The 18,224-nt window shown below is 59.6% G+C and carries 21 protein-coding genes; 14 read left to right on the top strand and 7 right to left on the bottom strand.

The window, feature by feature from the left end:
- Positions 1-22 precede the first annotated feature (22 nt).
- From trxB to PDO_RS25170, 4 genes are all read left to right on the top strand, one after another.
- On the top strand, positions 23-1,000 hold the full coding sequence (trxB, locus tag PDO_RS25185) for a thioredoxin-disulfide reductase (RefSeq protein WP_007608445.1): 978 nt from the start codon (positions 23-25) through the stop codon (positions 998-1,000).
- Positions 1,001-1,018: 18 nt separating this feature from the next.
- The gene (locus PDO_RS25180) at positions 1,019-1,915 is read left to right on the top strand and encodes a LysR family transcriptional regulator VtlR (protein WP_007608436.1); all 897 of its coding nucleotides are present in this window, start codon (positions 1,019-1,021) and stop codon (positions 1,913-1,915) included.
- A gap of 362 nt (positions 1,916-2,277) precedes the next feature.
- Positions 2,278-2,571, top strand: a complete 294-nt coding sequence (locus PDO_RS25175; RefSeq protein WP_141649998.1) for an ArsR/SmtB family transcription factor — start codon at positions 2,278-2,280, stop codon at positions 2,569-2,571.
- Positions 2,572-2,635: 64 nt separating this feature from the next.
- A complete protein-coding gene (locus PDO_RS25170; RefSeq protein ID WP_007608434.1) occupies positions 2,636-3,736 on the top strand; it encodes an alkene reductase in 1,101 nt (366 codons plus the stop codon).
- A 270-nt stretch (positions 3,737-4,006) separates the two neighbouring features.
- Here PDO_RS25170 and PDO_RS25165 read toward each other — a convergent pair whose 3' ends face one another.
- Positions 4,007-4,276: a DUF2188 domain-containing protein gene (locus tag PDO_RS25165; protein ID WP_007608432.1), complete on the bottom strand. Its 270-nt coding sequence runs from the start codon at positions 4,274-4,276 to the stop codon at positions 4,007-4,009.
- Between the two features lie 135 nt (positions 4,277-4,411).
- On the opposite strand from PDO_RS25165, the gene PDO_RS25160 reads away from it, so the two are divergent.
- Both PDO_RS25160 and PDO_RS25155 read left to right on the top strand, forming a co-directional pair.
- On the top strand, positions 4,412-5,551 hold the full coding sequence (locus PDO_RS25160; RefSeq protein ID WP_007608431.1) for a calcium:cation antiporter: 1,140 nt from the start codon (positions 4,412-4,414) through the stop codon (positions 5,549-5,551).
- 177 nt (positions 5,552-5,728) lie between these two features.
- Positions 5,729-6,934, top strand: coding sequence for an OpgC family protein (locus tag PDO_RS25155; protein WP_007608430.1), 1,206 nt, complete (start codon positions 5,729-5,731; stop codon positions 6,932-6,934).
- Between the two features lie 71 nt (positions 6,935-7,005).
- Here the strand turns inward: PDO_RS25155 and PDO_RS25150 are convergent, their stop codons facing one another.
- Entirely contained in the window at positions 7,006-8,208 is a 1,203-nt protein-coding gene (locus PDO_RS25150) for a pyridoxal phosphate-dependent aminotransferase (protein ID WP_007608429.1), read from the bottom strand.
- Between the two features lie 273 nt (positions 8,209-8,481).
- On the opposite strand from PDO_RS25150, the gene PDO_RS25145 reads away from it, so the two are divergent.
- The 4 genes from PDO_RS25145 to PDO_RS25130 all read left to right on the top strand — a co-directional run bounded on the left by PDO_RS25145 (position 8,482) and on the right by PDO_RS25130 (position 11,534).
- The gene (locus PDO_RS25145) at positions 8,482-8,955 is read left to right on the top strand and encodes a hypothetical protein (protein ID WP_007608427.1); all 474 of its coding nucleotides are present in this window, start codon (positions 8,482-8,484) and stop codon (positions 8,953-8,955) included.
- A 185-nt stretch (positions 8,956-9,140) separates the two neighbouring features.
- Positions 9,141-10,298 carry a PQQ-dependent sugar dehydrogenase gene (locus PDO_RS25140; RefSeq protein WP_007608425.1) on the top strand — a complete coding sequence of 386 codons (1,158 nt, stop codon included), beginning with the start codon at positions 9,141-9,143 and terminating at the stop codon, positions 10,296-10,298.
- Positions 10,299-10,747: 449 nt separating this feature from the next.
- Entirely contained in the window at positions 10,748-10,963 is a 216-nt protein-coding gene (locus PDO_RS25135; protein WP_007608423.1) for a cold-shock protein, read from the top strand.
- A gap of 145 nt (positions 10,964-11,108) precedes the next feature.
- Positions 11,109-11,534, top strand: coding sequence for a BA14K family protein (locus PDO_RS25130; protein WP_007608421.1), 426 nt, complete (start codon positions 11,109-11,111; stop codon positions 11,532-11,534).
- An 83-nt stretch (positions 11,535-11,617) separates the two neighbouring features.
- On the opposite strand, the gene PDO_RS25125 is transcribed toward PDO_RS25130, so the two are convergent.
- Together PDO_RS25125 and PDO_RS28480 are read right to left on the bottom strand one after the other, a co-directional pair.
- Positions 11,618-12,262, bottom strand: a complete 645-nt coding sequence (locus PDO_RS25125; RefSeq protein WP_007608419.1) for an MBL fold metallo-hydrolase — start codon at positions 12,260-12,262, stop codon at positions 11,618-11,620.
- Positions 12,263-12,325: 63 nt separating this feature from the next.
- Positions 12,326-12,487 carry a hypothetical protein gene (locus PDO_RS28480; protein ID WP_007608418.1) on the bottom strand — a complete coding sequence of 54 codons (162 nt, stop codon included), beginning with the start codon at positions 12,485-12,487 and terminating at the stop codon, positions 12,326-12,328.
- 370 nt (positions 12,488-12,857) lie between these two features.
- On the opposite strand from PDO_RS28480, the gene PDO_RS25120 reads away from it, so the two are divergent.
- From PDO_RS25120 to PDO_RS25105, 4 genes are all read left to right on the top strand, one after another.
- Complete coding sequence (locus PDO_RS25120) at positions 12,858-13,376, top strand: MarR family winged helix-turn-helix transcriptional regulator (RefSeq protein WP_007608417.1); 519 nt, start codon at positions 12,858-12,860, stop codon at positions 13,374-13,376.
- Between the two features lies 1 nt (position 13,377).
- Positions 13,378-14,079, top strand: coding sequence for a response regulator (locus PDO_RS25115; protein WP_007608416.1), 702 nt, complete (start codon positions 13,378-13,380; stop codon positions 14,077-14,079).
- Positions 14,080-14,142: 63 nt separating this feature from the next.
- A complete protein-coding gene (locus tag PDO_RS25110) occupies positions 14,143-15,525 on the top strand; it encodes an ATP-binding protein (protein ID WP_037075500.1) in 1,383 nt (460 codons plus the stop codon).
- A gap of 18 nt (positions 15,526-15,543) precedes the next feature.
- Positions 15,544-16,140 carry a DUF1349 domain-containing protein gene (locus tag PDO_RS25105; RefSeq protein WP_007608414.1) on the top strand — a complete coding sequence of 199 codons (597 nt, stop codon included), beginning with the start codon at positions 15,544-15,546 and terminating at the stop codon, positions 16,138-16,140.
- A 27-nt stretch (positions 16,141-16,167) separates the two neighbouring features.
- On the opposite strand, the gene PDO_RS25100 is transcribed toward PDO_RS25105, so the two are convergent.
- The 3 genes from PDO_RS25100 to PDO_RS25090 are packed head-to-tail and all read right to left on the bottom strand — an operon-like array spanning position 16,168 to position 17,839.
- Positions 16,168-16,521 carry a tRNA-binding protein gene (locus PDO_RS25100; protein WP_007608413.1) on the bottom strand — a complete coding sequence of 118 codons (354 nt, stop codon included), beginning with the start codon at positions 16,519-16,521 and terminating at the stop codon, positions 16,168-16,170.
- A complete protein-coding gene (gene proC, locus PDO_RS25095; RefSeq protein ID WP_007608412.1) occupies positions 16,518-17,336 on the bottom strand; it encodes a pyrroline-5-carboxylate reductase in 819 nt (272 codons plus the stop codon). Before proC ends, PDO_RS25100 begins: the two co-directional genes overlap by 4 nt.
- Positions 17,337-17,338: 2 nt before the next feature.
- Positions 17,339-17,839, bottom strand: a complete 501-nt coding sequence (locus PDO_RS25090) for a type III secretion system chaperone family protein (RefSeq protein WP_007608410.1) — start codon at positions 17,837-17,839, stop codon at positions 17,339-17,341.
- Positions 17,840-18,224 lie beyond the last annotated feature (385 nt).

Below are 18,224 nucleotides of genomic sequence, written 5' to 3'. Positions count from 1 at the left end.
GGTCGTTTTGAAAGGATCCATCATGTCTGCCCGCCACACCAAGGTGCTGATCATCGGCTCCGGCCCCGCCGGTTATACCGCCGCGATCTATGCCGCCCGTGCAATGCTGAAACCGGTCTTGATCGCCGGCATGGAACAGGGCGGTCAGCTGATGATCACCACGGACGTGGAGAACTACCCGGGCTTTGCCGATCCGATCCAGGGCCCATGGCTGATGGAACAGATGCTCAACCAGGCGATCCATGTCGGCACTGAGATCGTCAGCGATCTGGTCACCGAAGTCGACACCAGCCACCGCCCCTTCACCATCAAGACGGACAGCGGCCAGGTCTGGACTGCCGACAGTCTGATCATATGCACCGGCGCCAAGGCAAAATGGCTCGGCATCGAGAGCGAGCAGCATTTCCAGGGTTTCGGCGTATCCGCCTGCGCGACCTGTGACGGCTTCTTCTACCGCAACAAGGATGTCATCGTTGTCGGCGGCGGCAATTCGGCCGTCGAGGAAGCGCTTTATCTGTCGCATATCTGCAAATCGGTCACGGTCGTGCATCGCCGCGACTCGTTTCGTTCGGAAAAGATCCTGCAGGAAAGGCTCTTCGCCAAGGACAATATCCGCGTGCTGTGGAACACCGCCGTCGATGAAATCACCGGGGCGCCTGCCAAGCCGCCGATGCCGCCATCGGTCTCCGGCGTCAAGCTGCGCGACACGCTGACCGATGCGATCACCGAAATGCCGATCGATGGCGTCTTTGTCGCGATCGGTCACGCGCCGGCCGTCGAACTGTTCAAGGATAAGCTGAAGCTGAAGTCGAACGGCTATTTGTGGACCGCGCCTGATTCGACCGCAACCGATGTCCCCGGTGTGTTTGCCGCTGGCGATGTGACTGACGATATCTATCGGCAGGCGATCACGGCCGCCGGCATGGGCTGCATGGCGGCGCTGGAAGCGGAACGCTTCCTGTCAGCCGCCATCGCTCCCGTCCAGCAAGCGGCGGAATAAGCGATGAGAGGGGGCGGCATGCCGCTGGACTGGGACAAGCTGCGTATTTTCCACTCGGCCGCTGAGGCCGGGTCCTTCACCCATGCAGCCGACAAGCTTCATCTGTCGCAGTCCGCGATCAGCCGCCAGGTCTCGGCGCTGGAGCAGGACATCGGCGTCAAGCTGTTCCATCGCCATGCCCGTGGCCTCATCCTTACCGAACAGGGCGAACTTCTGTATCGCACCGCCCATGACGTCCTGCTCAAACTGCAGACCGTCAAGATGCAACTGACGGAGACGACGGAGAAGCCGAGCGGCAAGCTGCGCGTCACTACCACCGTCGGCCTCGGTCAGGGATGGCTCACCGACAAGGTGCAGGAATTCCTGCAACTCTATCCGGACATGTCGATCCAACTTCTCCTCGACAACGAGGAACTGGACGTCAACATGCGTCATGCCGACTGCGCCATTCGCCTGCGCCAGCCACAGCAGTCGGACCTGATCCAGCGCAAGCTATTCACCGTGCACATGCACGTCTATGCCGCGCCATCCTATATCAACCGCTACGGCGAACCGCAGTCGATCGAGGATCTGGACAGCCACAAGATCATTTCCTTCGGCGAGCCGGCGCCCAACTACCTGCTCGATGTCAACTGGCTCGAAACGGCAGGCCGCTCGTCGGACAATGCCCGCATGCCGCATCTTCAGATCAACAGCCAGACATCGATCAAGCGCGCCTGCCTTCTCGGCATCGGCATCGCCATGCTGCCGGACTATATTGTCGGCCGCGATCCGGGTCTGGTCCAGTTGGCCATCCCCGCCGACATTCCATCCTTCGACACCTATTTCTGCTACCCGGACGAGATCAAGAACGCGGCAAAACTCAAGGCTTTCCGTGACTTCATCGTCGCCAAGGCGCGCAACTGGAACTTCTGATCAGCCAAGCAATGCAGTCGTTTTCAGGCTGAAAAGTTAAGGCCTGCGCTTGACGCATGCCTGACATGCACAAAAAAGCATTGTTCACTGCACAAAAAACCACCATATCGCACTCAGCTGATGCATATGGTGGCTTTTTCCTCCCAGTTCCACCGCAGCAGCTGTTCCCCTCTGGAGGTTTTTGACCTTCACACTTTAAAGGGCCCTGGATTTTTCCAGTGGCCCTCTTTTTTTGCCAAAATTTTAAGTGATCTGTCTGGCGGCATTGCCGCTTGCGTTCAACCTCCCGCCTTTGGCAATCTACAAACTTGACGATAGTCAATAATCCCCTATTTGACTTTCGTAACATACACTGAGGAGAAATCTCTTTGGAAGACGTCATGAAAGCGCTGGCCCATCCGGCGCGACTGGAAATGCTCATCTGGCTGAAGGATCCGCTCGAATATTTCGGCGTCGCACGAGAGGAAGCCTCGGAAGGCATCAGTGCGGGACAATTCGAACGCTCGGGCCTGTCGCAATCAGCGGTCTCTGCCCACCTCGCGACACTCCAGCGCGCTGGCTTGATTGCCTCGAAGCGAGTAGGACAACGCGTCCTGTATCGTCGCAACGAACAGAGCATTTCCGAATTTATCCAGGACTTGAACAGCAAGCTTTGAGACCCCAAATGAGAAATTCCAATGCGCTTTCCTCCCCATCATTGGAAAACTCCCGAGAGGTTTCATGTCCAAGCTTTTTCAATCGACCACCGTGGGCGATATCGCCGTAGCGAACCGCGTTGCCATGGCACCGCTGACCCGTAACCGTTCCCCGGGCGCCGTTCCCAACGATCTCAATGTCGAATACTATCGCCAGCGCGCCGGCGCCGGCTTGATCATCACCGAAGGCACGGCCATCACCCACCAGGGCCAGGGTTACGCGGATGTGCCGGGGCTCTATCTGCCGGAAGCCATCGAAGGCTGGAAACGCGTCACCAGCGCTGTACATGAAGCGGGTGGCAAGATCGTCACCCAGATCTGGCATGTCGGCCGAATTTCCCACACCTCGCTTCAGCCGGACGGTGGAAAGCCTGTCGCCCCGTCTGCGATCCAGGCGAAGTCCAAGACCTATATCCTCAACCCCGATGGCACCGGCGCATTTGCCGAAACGTCAGAACCCCGCGCCTTGGAACTGAACGAGATTCCGGGCCTGCTCGAAGACTATCGCAAGGCCGCCCGTGCCGCGATCGATGCCGGCTTCGACGGCGTCGAGATCCACGCTGCCAACGGCTATCTGCTTGAGCAGTTCATGCGCTCCAGCAGCAACCAGCGCACGGACGCCTATGGCGGCTCGATTGACAACCGTATCCGCCTGACTGTGGAAGTGGCTGAAGCCGTAGCCAAGGAAATCGGCGGCGGTCGCACCGGCATCCGCATTTCGCCGACCACCCCAGCCAATGACGTATCCGATCCCGATCCGACGGCTGTCTACACGGCCCTGGTCGAGAAGCTGGCGGCCCATGACCTGGCCTTCATCCACGTCGTCGAAGGCGCGACCGGCGGCCCACGTGACGTTCTGCCCTTCGACTGGGCAGCCCTCAAGGCAGCCTACCGCGCCAAGGGTGGCAAGGGTGTCTGGATGGTCAACAACGGCTATGACCGCGAAACGGCGATCGAAGCCGTTGAAAGCGGTTATGCCGACGTCGTCGCCTTCGGCAAGCCATTCATCGCAAACCCCGATCTGGTTCGTCGCCTGAAGGAAGAAGCGCCACTCAACGAGCTGGATGGATCCACGCTCTATGGTGGCGGTGAGCAGGGCTACACGACCTACCCGGCGCTTGCCTGACGCCACGCCTGGCCGCGGCATTCGATAAAAGCCACTGATGGAATGAGAAACGCCCACCGAATGTCCAACATTCGGTGGGCGTTTTGCATTGCGAACGAAAAGACCATTGTCGAGGCACACCGGCGATCACAATCAACCATGCCCCGCTCCGACCTTCGGCGGGAGCAAAACCCCCAATCACTTGATTCAAAACATTAACGCACGGCCCAAGCGTGAAGAAGGCCCGCTAGCCGGTTGATCGGATTCACGAAACGACTGCCGCCATCGGCATCACAGCTGTGAAGGCGCCTCGGGAACGTAGGCATCGACGACCTCGATTTCAGGGCGATCGCCACCGTCACTGTATTCCTCCAGCCAGCGACCGCTTTCGTCCTGAAAGCTGATCGTCACCGGTTCGTCGCCGACCTGCTGCTCGGCCACCACAATCCGGACCGCCTCAAGCGCCTGATCATGTGTCGCGAACGATTCGGAATAGACTGTGCCCAGCCGATAAGCCCAGCCCCCATCATGGGGCACGATCTCATAGACAATCTTCACCATGGCCTTCTCCTCTCACGGTTTGACGATTATTCCATCAAAGACGATGCTTCGCAAATGTCATGCGGTCACAGCCGCTTGAGCGGGAACCTCTGAATGCTTTCGCCGTTCCGCAATACAACCGTGAGGAATGCAAGTATGTCGCTGATCCGCCAGGAACGATCCCTGTTCATTCCGATTGTCATGGCAATCCTCGCTTATCTTGTCGAACACGCGGTCTCGGAGGCAGGCCAGGCAGCATCCCTCATAGGTGCGGCCCTGTTGATCGGTGCGATCGTCATCGCCTCGATGCGCGTGGCCCATCACGCCGAAATCCTCGCCCACAAGGTTGGCGACCCCTACGGCACGATGATCCTGACCCTCTCGGCAGTCGCAGTGGAGGTGATCATCCTGGCGATCATGATGAACAACGAGGCCTCACCGACCCTTGTACGCGACACCATCTATTCCGCGGTCATGCTCGATATAAACGGCATTCTCGGCCTTGCCGCCTTGATCGGCGGGCTCAAGCACGGCGAACAGCCCTACAATGACGATTCCGGCAAGACCTATGGCGTGATGATCCTGACCGCCATGGGAATTTCCATGATCGTCCCCGAATTCATCCCGCACGAAAAATGGCAGTATTATTCGCTCTATACGATCTTCGCGATGATCGCGCTGTATGGACTGTTCCTGCGCATGCAGGTCGGCACCCACAGCTACTTCTTCTCCTATAGTTATCCGACCCGGGAACCGACTGCCGAAGAGAGCAAGTCCGGGGCACACGACAATCCATCCCCCGGGCCATCCCCCAGGCCAACTCACGCACCAACGCATCGACAGTCCACCACCGTCTCCATTGCCGTCATTCTCTTCGGCGTCGTTCTGATCGGCGGCCTGGCCGAAGTCATGGCGGTTCTGGCAGATGCCGGACTGGAAGGAACCGGTGCCCCGGTTGCCCTCACCGCCATTCTCGTCGCGGCGATTTCCGCAGCGCCCGAAATCCTCACAGCCCTGCGCGCCGCCCTCAACAACCGCATGCAGGCCACCATCAACATCGCCATGGGTGCCTCGCTTTCGACGGTCATCCTCACCGTCCCTGTGATGGAAGGTATTGCCCTCTACACCGGTCAACCCTTCGTGATGGCGATGACCCCTGTCCAGACCACCATGGTAGCGATCACTCTGATTGCAGCGGCCATCAACCTCAACGACGGCGAGACCAATGCCATTGAAGGCATGACGCATTTCATCCTGTTCACGACCTTCATTATGCTGTCCTTCATCGGCCTCTGAGCCCCTCCAGCCTTTGTGCACCGCACACGAAAACCGAAATTCCTTCGGAACCTTTGTGGAAAACTGCCGTTCCTCCAGCGATGGTCAGCCCGCTTTGGGCCACCCGCCGCATTGTCAACACGATGCGGATGCACATCGCTCCCACAGGTTACCGGGGGGCCAACTCGGGAGTCGAACGTGAAAAGATTGGACGTGATCGACGGCATGCGGGGCTATTTCCTCGTGTTTATGCTGGTCAACCATCTGGTATTCACAGGCGGCCTTTGGCTCGTCGAAATCAACCATCGCAATCTCGCCTTTGTCGAGGATGCGCAGGGCTTCGTCTTCCTGTCCGGTCTGCTGACCGGCATGGTCTATGCCCGCAAGATGATGAAGGACGGTTATGCCGTCGGTCGCGACCGGATCTGGTCGCGGGCGCTTGAGCTTTATCGCTATGCGATGGGCATTATGCTGGTTGTCCTGGCACTGCAGCTGATCCTGCCCGGCGCAGGTGCAATCTGGCAGAACTGGCTGGGTCCGACAAAGCTCTTCGACCCGAGCAGCCTAGCGCCGGTGATCTCCTTCCTGTTCCAGCCGACCTTCATGGACATCCTGCCGCAATATATCGTCTACATGCTGTTTGCGCCGATCGTCATCTGGCTATGCCTGCGCGGTCAGTGGCTCGGTGTCGCCATCGGATCGCTGTTGATCTGGATGGCAGCTCAGCTCGGCCTGCAGCGCGCCCTCACCTATCCGCTCAACGAGTGGCTAGCCGGAGCGCCCGACAAGGAGGGCCTGCGGGTCAGCTTCAATCTGCTCGGCTGGCAGATCGTCTTCTTCGCCGGCATCATTGGCGGCAGTCTGACCTCGACGAAGCAAATCGAATGGCAGAAAATGTTCAACCCACGCAACACCACGCTGGCCTGGACCGCGCTTGCCATCTGCCTCTTCTTCATGCCACTGCGCATCATGACCGCGCATGGTCTGATGCCGGGCGTCGTGCTGGAAAAATTCGGGCTGATGGAAGTCCGCGCCGATTTTGGTCCCGTCTATCTGCTCAATTTCGCGGCTGTAGCCTATGGTCTCGCCTGGCTGCTGATCGCCGGCCCGCGCAGTGAGAACGGCACCATCCGCAAGATCGCCAACGGCCTGACCAGCCTGTTCTCGCTGAAAATCCTGCAACTGCTCGGACGCCACTCGCTGCAGATCTATGTCTGGCATGTGCTGATCGTCTATCTGGTCTACTATGTCGACGGCCGCACGCCGGAACTGTCGCAACTGACCAAGACGATGATCACTGCCGTCGCACTGGCACTCCTGACCCTGCCCGCCCTGTGGCGCGACCGCGAACGGCTGTTCGGCGACAGCGCCTTCCTGGGCCCATGGGTAAAGAACACGGCCTAAACACCCGGTTCGACTCAACAAAAAAGGCGGGACCGCGAGGTCCCGCCTTTTCGCATTTCAGATCGTGTTGCTTACTTGCACGAAGCGCAGAAGCGCTGGATGCGGTTGCAAGCCTCTTCGAGAAGCTCTTCCGAGGTCGCGTAGGAGATGCGGAAGTTCGGGCCGAGACCGAAGGCCGAGCCATGAACCACGGCCACGCCTTCGGTCTCCAGCAACTCGGTGACGAAATCCTCATCCGTCTCGATGACCTTGCCCGACGGCGCGGTTTTGCCGATCAGGCCGGCGCAGGACGGATAGACATAGAAGGCGCCTTCCGGCTTCGGGCATACGATGCCGGTGGCCTGATTGAGCATCGACACGACGAGATCGCGGCGACCTTCGAAGATCTTCTTGTTCGCCGGAATGAAATCCTGTGGACCGTTCAGCGCCTCGACGGCGGCCCACTGGGCGATCGAGCAGGCGCCCGACGTCTGCTGGCCCTGGATCATGTCCATAGCCTTGATCAGCGCGAGCGGACCGGCCGCATAGCCGATGCGCCAACCAGTCATTGCATAGGACTTCGAAACGCCGTTCATCGTCAGCGTGCGGTCATAGAGCGACGGCTCAACTTCGACCGGGGTGACGAACTTGAAGTCGCCGAAGGTCAGGTGTTCGTACATGTCGTCGGTCAGCACCCAGACATGCGGATGCTTGACCAGTACATCGGTCAGCGCCTTCAGCTCGTCATGGCTATAGGCCGCACCCGACGGGTTGGACGGCGAGTTGAACAGGAACCACTTGGTCTTCGGCGTGATCGCCTTTTCCAGATCGGCAGCGGTCAGCTTGAAATTGTTGTCCTGCGTCGTCGCGACGAAGACGGGCGTGCCGCCGCAAAGCGAAACCATTTCCGGATAGGAAACCCAGTACGGCGTCGGGATGATGACTTCGTCGCCCGGGTTCACCGTCGCCATGAAGGCGTTGAACAAGATCTGCTTGCCGCCGGTGCCGACGATGGTCTGCTCAGGTGTATACTCGAGACCATTCTCGCGCTTGAACTTGGCCGAGATCGCCTTGCGCAGTTCAGGAATGCCCGAAACCGGCGTGTACTTGGTCTCGCCACGCTGGATCGCGTCGATGGCAGCCTGCTTGATATTGTCTGGCGTATCGAAATCCGGCTCGCCGGCACCAAGGCCGATCACGTCCCGGCCTTTCGCTTTCAGCTCGCGCGCTTTCTGCGAGACGGCGATGGTGGCGGACGGCTTAACACGGGAAAGGGCGTCGGCGAGAAATGCCATTGTGTGAGATCCTGAAGCTGATTGATCAATTGGAACCCTCGACGGAGCCAAGGCTTCAGGTTCAAGCTCTATGGCGAAAATGGTCCTAGCTTTCAAGCGGAAAGCGCGTGCGTCGGGCGATTATCGCGTCACCGAGCCAATCCGCCCGGCGCACCACCTGCCCAATCATGTGAAAGCCGCGACATGAACCCGGCATCGCCATAATTCCGTCCCGCTGCCGTCGCGAAAAGCCGATTGTCTGCGCCTGCCCGGCAACAGCGTGGAAGGCCCACCATGAATACCCGCACAAAGAATCCTGTTGAGCTCGACTGCGCAACCTCCCATCGACGGTCCCGACGGCCCGCCATCAAAGCCGTCGGCATCACAACATTGGCGGTCACAGGCCTGGTGGCGGCTCTGACCTTCGGGGCAAGCGCCGAAACACCGCTCGCGCCGAGGCTCCCGACCACGCAACACCAAGCAACCGTCATGGTAGCACCACACGGCGATCCTGCCGCCAGCCCCATCGCAAGTAACCAGCCGGTCGCCCCACTGGCCGCCCCACTGGTCAGCCCGTCAGACAAGACTGACGGCGAAAAAACCGGAAGCATCGGCGGGCACAGCAGTTCCCTCATCAGCGAGGAAAGGCGTGTGCTGATCGGCCTGCTGTTTCTCTGTTTCGCGGTCATGGCAGTAGGCGGTTACGGGCTATGGCGCCGCAGCTTCAGGGATCTGATCCAAACCCGGATTGGTGTCGACCGGCCCTGAACTGACATTGACACTGCCGCGCTGTTAACGCTGCAGTTCACAATGAGGTCAACAGACGGCGGTTTTGCACCTGGCACCTGTTATAGCCCTTGTCTGGCCTCGCCAGTCCACCAAATAGCATCAGAGACCGGATTGCCTGAAAACCACCCGCTGCGCCCGGAAGACAAAGACCGTTTGGAGGATCCATGACAGCGACATCCAGCCTGAAAATGCGCCTTTCCCTCGCCGCCATCATTGCTGCGGCAGCGCTTCCGGCAGCACAACCCGTTCTGGCCCAGGAGAAAATTCAGGCCGGCGACGTCGCGATCAACGTCCAACCCATCGCAGGCAACCTTGAAAACCCATGGGCGGTCGAAGTCCTGCCCGATGGAGCATATATCGTCACGGAAAAGCCGGGCCGTATCCGCATCATCCGCGACGGCAAGACCAGCGAACCGCTGGCCGGCCTGCCGGAAATCCGCGTGACCGGCCAGGGCGGATTGCTCGACATCGCCCTGGCGCCCGACTTTGCCGAGAGCCGCGTCCTCTATTTCACCGCCGCCGTCGCCGGTGAAGGCGGACACGGAACAGCAGTTTTTTCCGCCCGGCTTTCAAAGGATGAAAGCGGTCTCGAAAACGTCCAGCGTATCTTCGTGATGAACAGGCTGACCGGAACCGGCCAGCATTTCGGCTCGCGCATCGCGATTGCCGCCGACGGCAGCCTGTATTTCGGCATCGGCGACCGTGGCGAGATGGATCGCGCCCAGGATCCGAACGATCACGCCGGTTCCATTCTCCACATCAAGCCCGATGGCACGCCCGGCGACGGCAACCCGTTTGCCACCAACGGCAAGGGTGCGGCAGAAATCTGGTCGATCGGCCACCGCAACCCGCAAGGCATCACCATCGATCCGAACGACAACCAGCTCTACACGGTTGAACATGGCGCCCGCGGCGGCGACGAAATCAACAGCCCGAATGCCGGCAGCAATTACGGCTGGCCGATGATCTCATACGGCAAGCATTATTCCGGCGCTGAAATAGGCGTTGGCCAGGCGGCAGATGGCTATGAGCAGCCCCTGCACTACTGGGATCCGTCAATCGCCCCCGGCGCGATTGCAGTCTATCGCGGTGCGATGTTCCCCGAATGGAATGGCGACTTCCTGATTGCCGCCCTGAAATATCAATTGCTCGCCCGCATCGATCGCGCCGAGGACGGCTCCATCGGCACGGAAGAAAGACTTCTGGCCGGAGACTATGGCCGCATCCGCGATGTCAAGGTGGCGCCGGACGGCTCAATTTTGCTGGTCACGGATGAAGAAGATGGACAATTAATCCGACTATCACGCGCCGATGCATCCTAAAGGCGAAAAAGGCGAACACAGAAAATTTCAACTGAAAAACACCGTGTTCGCACTTCGATTTCCGTAAATCTCCATCGCACGCGATGCAAATTTTCGCCGAAACGCCAATTCCGGCCAAAATCCTCCTCCGGAGACCGGCACATCCCTTGATATCCAAGGGCTATCGCCGTTAACCTTCGGAAAACTTTTGCTTGCCAATTCCTGATAAACCAAGCACTCTTTTCGTGTTCGGGCAAATTTGCGAGCATGGGAAGACCTAATAAACAGATGCGCGCCGGGGACGCTATAACAACTCCGGGCAGACAATCTTGAGCCGTTGGCCTCAAGGTTGCATGCGGTAACAGGGCCCCTTTCCTCACATATCGACAAATGCCTGTCGCTCACCCGTTCGCGGGAAACATTGCAATGCTGCCCCGCCGAATATGGGCAGAGAGAAAAGGACCTGACGCATGGCCGAAACTGGCACTGTAAAATTCTTCAATACCGACAAGGGCTTTGGCTTCATCAAGCCAGACAATGGTGGCGCGGACATCTTCGTTCATATCTCCGCAGTGCAGGCATCTGGGCTTTCGGGCCTGACCGAAAACCAGAAGGTAAGCTTCGACACGGAACCGGATCGCCGTGGCAAGGGCCCGAAGGCCGTAAACCTGCAGGTATCCGGCTGATTTCATCCGGTCCCTGCTTCGCATTCGCGGCCCGGCAGGTTTGCCGGGTTTTTTCGTTCAGCTTCCGTTCAGCCGGCGGGGCCTAGTGTCTCCTCATCGCTCGTTAACCAAGAGCAAAGCCGCTTTGGCATGAGGAACTGACCTTATGATGAAAATCGCAAAATACGCCCTTCTCGCGACGGTCGTCACCTTGACCCCGATCATGGCATCGAGCCAAGCCGAAGCACGGGATCGCTATCGTCACCACAGGGACAATGACGCCGTTGCCCTCGGCGTTCTGGGCCTTGCAACCGGCGTGATCGTCGGTTCGGCCATCGCCAGCCAGCCGCAGCGCCGCGTCTATGTCGAGCCGGCACCGGTCTATGACGAACCGGAATACTACGTCGACGATTATCCGCCGCCGCCCCCGCCGCGCCGCAGCGTCTACCAGGAACGCCGCGTCAGCTACGGCGTCGAGCCATGGACGCCGGAATGGTATGACTACTGCTCGAACCGTTACCGCAGCTTCAATTCGCGCAGTGGCACCTATATCGGCTACGACGGCATGTCGCATTTCTGCACCGCAGGCTGACCGAAACGACCGTTAGCCTGAACTGCAAAGCGCCGCTTCTGCGGCGCTTTTTTTCCATCCACCCTTGAAACAGACCCGTTGGATCAGAGCCCGCGCAAAAAAGGGTTATTCCGGCGTTCTTCGCCAATGCGCCCGCCCGGACCATGGCCGCAGATGAAGCCGACATCATCGCCCAGCGGAAAGACCTTGTCCCGGATCGAATTCAGCAAGGTCTGATGATCGCCTCCCGGCAGATCGGTTCGGCCGATCGAGCCGCTGAACAGCACATCGCCAAGATGGGCAAAGTTCTGATTGCGATCGAAGTAGATGACATGACCTGGTGCATGGCCCGGGCAGTGATAGACCTCGAACTCGTGATCGCCAAACGATACCCGGTCACCATCCTCGAGCCACTGATCGGGCACCACATTGCGCAGGCCCGAAACGTTATAGGTCCTTGCCTGCGTCTCGATCCGCTCGAGCAACGGCAGGTCGTCCTTGTGCGGACCGATGATCGTGAGGCCCAGCCGCTCCTTGAGCTCGGCAGCACCACCGGCATGATCAAGATGGCCATGGGTCAGCCAGATCGCCTTCAAGCTGATCTTGTTCTCTTCGATCGTCTGGATGATGACATCGACATCGCCGCCTGGATCGACAATCACGCCTTCGCGCGTTTCGTCGTCGAAGAGAATGGTGCAATTCTGTTGGAATGGAGTAACCGGGATAATGCCTGCCTGAACTTGACCCATCGGGACTGCTTCCTTTGACGCTAGGGACTGGAAGCGCATATCACGACTGTTCGACGACGGAAATCAGCGGTTGAGCCCATAGGCGCTCGAAACCGGCGATCCCGGCAACATCGTCGCCTGCGCCACCAGAAGGCTGGCCACCATCAACTTGGCCGCGACCACGACAATCACCACCGGTTTCAACGACCGTGCCGATGTGCTTTCCTCGATTTCATTGTGGAGCATGAGAGCCCGTCCCTTCCTCATTCCTGGTATCCCTAGCCGAATGTCCTTACGTGGACCTGTTCGACCGTTCTCGAAGCCCATAACGACCAAGTCGGCAAGAGGTTTCCGACTATTTCGCAAGCTGTGCGATCCGTGTAAAATCATTGGAGTTTTGCCGCACTTCCGCTTAGTTTGCCGCCAATCGAATACAGTGTCGTTTCCGGTGGCATGGATGCGCATTGAGTGATCCGGCCCAAAACGAGCGGTCAGGAACGAGCGGGAGAGCAAACGCGGACGATCGTGCCGCGGCAATCCCGGACAGCAAGCCGGCATCGACTGGGCAGAGCCCCGCGCATCTGCCGGGAAAGGCCGGAAGGAAAGGAATGACAGCGTGGTACGACAGTCTGCGGTAAAGGCTGCCAAGAAGGATCTTCCCGAATTGCCTGTGGTCGACGACAAGGCAATCGATTTCGAAACGATCGAAAGGCTGTTCTTCGCCTATCGCGATTTCGTTTCCGATCCCGATGCGATCCTGTCGAAATTCGGCTACGGCCGGGCCCATCACCGGGTTGTCTATTTCGTCAGCCGGCGCCCCGGGATGACCGTGGCCGACCTGCTGGCGATCCTGCAGATTACCAAGCAGAGCCTTGCCCGCGTGTTGAAGGAACTGATCGACAGCGGCTATATCCGCCAGATGGCCGGTCCCGCCGATCGCCGTCAACGGCGCCTCTATCCGACGCTCGCCGGCCGTGAACTGGCGCTTGCCCTGTCGGAGCCGCAATCGCAACGCATTGCCAATGCCATGCAGGGCCTGTCCATCGCCGAGCGTGAGGCGGTGCGCCGTTTCCTCGACGGCATGCAGAAACAGACAGTTGCCGTGAACCCGGATATCGACGACGGAGCCGACTGACGTGGCCAAGAAGATCCTGCTTTCAGACGATGCACCCCATCTTCTCGTCGTTGACGACGATACCCGTATCCGCGACCTGCTCCATCGGTTCCTGACGGAAAAGGGGTTTCGCGTGACGGTGGCCGCAGATGCAGCGGAAGCACGCCGCAAGCTCGAAGGCCTCAATTTCGACCTGCTGGTGCTGGACGTGATGATGCCGGGTGAATCCGGCCTGTCGCTGACCCAGAGCCTGTCGGACGCAAAAAAATGCCCGGTGATCCTGCTAACCGCCCGCTCGGAAGCGGATTCGCGTATCGCTGGCCTGGAAGCCGGGGCTGACGACTATCTGGCCAAACCCTTCGATCCGCGCGAACTGGTGCTGCGCATCAACAACATCCTCAAGCGTAACCTCAATCCGGACGCCCCGAAGATTGAGCAGGTCATGTTCGGCCCCTATACCTTCTCCGTCCTCCGCAAGGAATTGCGCAAAGGCGCGGAAACCATCCGCCTGACCGACCGCGAGCAGGAGATCATGTTCCTCTTCGCGACGCGGGCGGGTGAGACGATTGCGCGTCATGAACTGGTCGGCAATGACGCAGAAGTCGGCGAACGCACGATCGACGTCCAGATCAACCGCCTGCGCCGCAAGATCGAGGATGATCCGGCCAATCCTTTGTGGCTGCAAACCGTGCGTGGCATCGGCTATCGCCTGAGCATGGACTAGTCGGTCCGCCGACGGCAAACGGCACGTGCCGGCAAGGAAGCGATGACCAAGGACGCGAAGACGATGACGCCTTTCGAGCAGATCCGCCGGGATCAGGATCGTAGTCCGGCAACGGGCCTGCGATATCTTGCCCGTTGGCTGCGCCACCGGCTGCCGACCGGTCTCTACGCCCGCTCGCTGCTGATTATCATCCTGCCGATGCTGATCCTCCAGACGGTCGTTGCCTTCGTCTTCATGGAGCGCCATTGGCAGCTGGTGACCGAACGCCTCTCCTCCGCCGTCACCCGCGACATATCGGCGGTAATCGCCCTGATCGAGGCCTATCCGAGCCCGCAGGATTATGGACAGATGGTCCAGATCGCCAAGGAACGGCTGAACCTGACCATCGCGATGGAGCCCGGATCGGAACTGCCGCCCGCCCGCCCCCGCCCCTTCTTTTCGATCCTCGACCAGATCCTGTCCGACCAGATCGAGCGCCAGATCCGCCGGCCCTTCTGGATCGATACCGTAGGGGATTCCGGCCTCGTCGAAATCCGCATCGTGCTGGATCAGGGCATCCTGCAGATCTTTGCCCGGCGCAACGAGGCCTATGCCTCCAACACCCATATCTTCCTTGTCTGGATGGTCGGCACGTCGCTGGTGCTGATCATCATCTCCATCCTGTTCCTGAGGGGCCAGATCCGACCGATCCTGGCGCTGGCCAATGCCGCCGAGAGTTTTGGCAAGGGCCAGCGACCGCCGGACGATTTCAGTCCGCGCGGCGCCGATGAAGTCCGCCGCGCCGGTCTGGCGTTTATCCTGATGCGCGAACGCATCGAGCGGCAGATGGAACAGCGTACCGCCATGCTGTCAGGCGTCAGCCACGATCTGCGCACCATCCTGACCCGCTTCAAGCTGCAACTGGCACTCGCCGGCGACGATCCGGAACTCGACAATCTCAATCAGGATGTCGACGACATGCAGACCATGCTGGAAGGTTATCTCGATTTTGCCAAGGGCGAGGCGGAGGAAGACGTCGGCCAGATCAGGCTCGGCGAATTGTTCGAGAAACTCGCCACGGACTTTGCCCTCCACAAGAAGACGCTGACCTATACGATCGAAGGCGATGAAGCGATTGCCGTCAGGCCGAATGCCTTCACGCGCCTGGTCACCAACCTTGCCTCCAACGCCAGGCGCTACGCAACGAAGCTGAACATCGAGGCACGCCACACCGCCAAGTGGCTCGTGGTGATCTTCGACGACGACGGTCCAGGTATTCCGCAGTCTGCGCGCGACGATGTGTTCAAGCCGTTCTTTCGGCTCGATGAAGCGCGAAATCTCGACGCCTCCGGCACGGGTCTCGGATTAGCGATCGCCCGTGACATCGCCCGCAGCCATGGCGGCAATGTCACGCTCGAGGACAGTCCCCTTGGCGGTCTTCGAGCCGTGATCCGCATTCCCGTCTGAGCCGAGAAGGAAGCCGACATGACCCCGCCCGACAGCGCACCATGGAATGCCATGACATGGCTCAATCCTCCGGCATCCGCACATGTCGAGGGCAACGATCTGCTGATCGAGACCGGCCTTGAAGGTGACTTCTGGCAGACGACCTATTACGGCTTCCGGCATGACGACGGCCACGTCCTGCATCAATCCAGGCACGGTGACTTCACGGCGGAGACCCGCTTCACCGGTGCCTATGAGGAACTCTACGATCAGGCCGGCCTGATGATCCGCCATGATGCGGATCACTGGATGAAATGCGGCATCGAGTTCACGGACGGCCTGTGCCATTTCAGCACCGTCGTGACGACGCGTGGGCGCTCCGACTGGTCGGCCTTCGCACTGCCCCCGTCGACAAAGACCATCAGCGTCAGAGCCAGCCGCCTCGGTGACGCGCTCTTTGTCCAGTATCAGTTGGATGGAGACGGTCCTTGGCAGATGGCGAGGCTCGCCTATTTTCCGCCCGACATCGAACAGCTCTCTGTCGGCATCACCGCATGCTCGCCAAAACGGGCGGGCTTCAAGGTCCGCTTTCACGGCTTCTCGCTCACCGATCCTGTCAGCAAGGACATTCACTGAAAGGAAAAGGCCCTCGCGGGCCTTTGATCACATCAGTTTGCGGCCATTGGCAACCGGCCGCTCGACGGCCGCCAGAACGATCGCACCCGCTTCGTCCTCAAAGCCAAGCGTCAGGACCTCGGAGCGAAATGGCCCGATCTGGCGCGGCGGGAAATTGACCACCCCCAGCACCTGACGACCGAGCAGGCTTTCCGGCGTATAGTGCACCGTGATCTGCGCCGAGGATTTCTTGATCCCGATCTCCGACCCGAAATCAATCTTCAGCTTGAAGGCCGGCTTGCGCGCTTCGGGGAAGTCTTCGACTTCGATGATCGTGCCGACACGGATATCGACCTTCTCGAAATCGGCAAAGGTGATCTCGCTCAAGCTGCTTTCGCTCACTGTGCCAGTTCCTCGGCCCGCTTGCGCGCAGCTTCGATCGCCTGGTCGAACAAGGGTTGCATGCCCTCGTCCGCCATCAGCACGGACAGAGCAGCCGCGGTTGTGCCGCCCGGCGAAGTCACGTTCTGACGCAGTCTGGAAGCGGGGTCGGGAGACTGATGAAGAAGTTCACCAGCCCCCGCGACCGTTTCCCGCGCGAGACGCATGGCAAGGTCCGCCGGCAGTCCGGCTTTGCGGCCTGCCTCTGCCATGCATTCGACGAGATAAAACACATAGGCCGGCCCACTGCCCGAAAGCGCGGTCACGGCATTGATCGCATCCTCGCTATCGACCCATTCGACCGGGCCGGAAACCTTCAGCAGACGATGCACGATATCGCGCTGCGTTTCGCTGACGGCAGCATTGGCATAAGCGCCCGTCACGCCACGACCGATCATCGCCGGCGTATTCGGCATGGCGCGAACCATCGCCGCCGCCCCCAGATGAGATTCCATTGAGGCAATCGTCTTGCCGGCAGCGACGGAAACGACAGCAGTGCTGTCGCCCATCAGCGAGGTCAGCTTCGGTAGGACCGCATCCATCACCTGCGGCTTCAACGCCAAAAACAGGATATCGGCAACGAGACCATCCGGCGGATTGACCGAATGGCTTGCACCCGCATCGCGGATCATCGTCAGCATGGCCTCTGACGGCGACGGATCAAGGACCAGCACGGAAGAGCCGGGAACGCCATTCTTCAGCCATCCGGACAGCATGGCGCCGCCCATATTGCCGGCGCCGACGAGCACGATCTGCCCGAATGCTGACTGGCTCATGCTCAGGCCTCTCCGACGGTCTCGAACAGCACTGCATCCATCGCAGTCTTTGCATCGACGCCCGACCAGACGACGAACTGGAAAGCCTGATAGTAGGCCTCGCAGGCCTCCACCGCCGACGAGAGGAGCACTTCGACCTGTCGGTTGGTCGGCTCAGCACCACCAGCGAGCAGCAGCGACTGGCGGAAAATGACCACGTCCTCGTTACGCCACAGGTCGAAATGCCCCATGAGCACCTGTCCGTTGATGTAGGAGAGAAGCTTGATCACCTCGTTGAGGCGATTTTCCGGGATCTTCAGGTCGAAGGCCGATGCCAGATGCAACGCCTCGAACTCTTCCATCCAGGAGAACGACACATGGTAATCGGTCCAGCGCCCTTCGACCGTCATCGCGATCTCGTCTTCGCCGGAACGCTCGAACGACCAATCATTGGTCGCCGCGACAAACTCGATCATATCGACCGGGTTGGACTGGCGTTCGACTTCCATTTCCATGAGGCTCATGCATCACCTTCTTGACCGGAATGAATGTAGGCTTTCGGCGGCATGCCGAAGAACTCAAACACCAGAACCGGAAACTACACTGGAACGATTCCGAAGGACCCCAGGATAAAACACGCACCCTGTCCGAAACTTACGTAGGCCCGTTTCGAATCATCATTTAAAATCAGTGTATAATCGCCAGAACCAAGAACCAGCCCCCAATGCCACAATTGCGTCTCGGGCCTGTGGATGGACCTTCGGGAATCGCCTGCGCAACGGGGCATAAGCGACTCTGGCCATTGGCTTTTTGCCACCTGTCCACAAGCGGTAAAATAACCGGGGATTGGCTTGGGACGACCCACGGTCAAGGGCCTGAAAAGACAAAAGACCCACAACCAACAGGTTA

The organism is Rhizobium sp. PDO1-076 (assembly GCF_000247475.1).
Taxonomy (GTDB): Bacteria; Pseudomonadota; Alphaproteobacteria; order Rhizobiales; family Rhizobiaceae; genus Allorhizobium.
Note: the sequence above shows the minus strand (reverse complement) of the source record. Positions and strands in the feature narration are given on the sequence as shown.

Coding starts and splice junctions, on each gene's coding strand:
- PDO_RS25160 (WP_007608431.1), top strand. CDS start 4,412: ATGTCGCTGATCCGCCAGGAACGATCCCTGTTCATTCCGATTGTCATG.
- PDO_RS25105 (WP_007608414.1), top strand. CDS start 15,544: ATGACCCCGCCCGACAGCGCACCATGGAATGCCATGACATGGCTCAAT.
- PDO_RS25140 (WP_007608425.1), top strand. CDS start 9,141: ATGACAGCGACATCCAGCCTGAAAATGCGCCTTTCCCTCGCCGCCATC.
- PDO_RS25135 (WP_007608423.1), top strand. CDS start 10,748: ATGGCCGAAACTGGCACTGTAAAATTCTTCAATACCGACAAGGGCTTT.
- PDO_RS25130 (WP_007608421.1), top strand. CDS start 11,109: ATGATGAAAATCGCAAAATACGCCCTTCTCGCGACGGTCGTCACCTTG.
- trxB (WP_007608445.1), top strand. CDS start 23: ATGTCTGCCCGCCACACCAAGGTGCTGATCATCGGCTCCGGCCCCGCC.
- PDO_RS25110 (WP_037075500.1), top strand. CDS start 14,143: ATGACGCCTTTCGAGCAGATCCGCCGGGATCAGGATCGTAGTCCGGCA.
- PDO_RS25145 (WP_007608427.1), top strand. CDS start 8,482: ATGAATACCCGCACAAAGAATCCTGTTGAGCTCGACTGCGCAACCTCC.
- proC (WP_007608412.1), bottom strand. CDS start 17,336: ATGAGCCAGTCAGCATTCGGGCAGATCGTGCTCGTCGGCGCCGGCAAT.
- PDO_RS25165 (WP_007608432.1), bottom strand. CDS start 4,276: ATGGTGAAGATTGTCTATGAGATCGTGCCCCATGATGGGGGCTGGGCT.
- PDO_RS28480 (WP_007608418.1), bottom strand. CDS start 12,487: ATGCTCCACAATGAAATCGAGGAAAGCACATCGGCACGGTCGTTGAAA.
- PDO_RS25180 (WP_007608436.1), top strand. CDS start 1,019: ATGCCGCTGGACTGGGACAAGCTGCGTATTTTCCACTCGGCCGCTGAG.
- PDO_RS25090 (WP_007608410.1), bottom strand. CDS start 17,839: ATGAGCCTCATGGAAATGGAAGTCGAACGCCAGTCCAACCCGGTCGAT.
- PDO_RS25150 (WP_007608429.1), bottom strand. CDS start 8,208: ATGGCATTTCTCGCCGACGCCCTTTCCCGTGTTAAGCCGTCCGCCACC.
- PDO_RS25125 (WP_007608419.1), bottom strand. CDS start 12,262: ATGGGTCAAGTTCAGGCAGGCATTATCCCGGTTACTCCATTCCAACAG.
- PDO_RS25170 (WP_007608434.1), top strand. CDS start 2,636: ATGTCCAAGCTTTTTCAATCGACCACCGTGGGCGATATCGCCGTAGCG.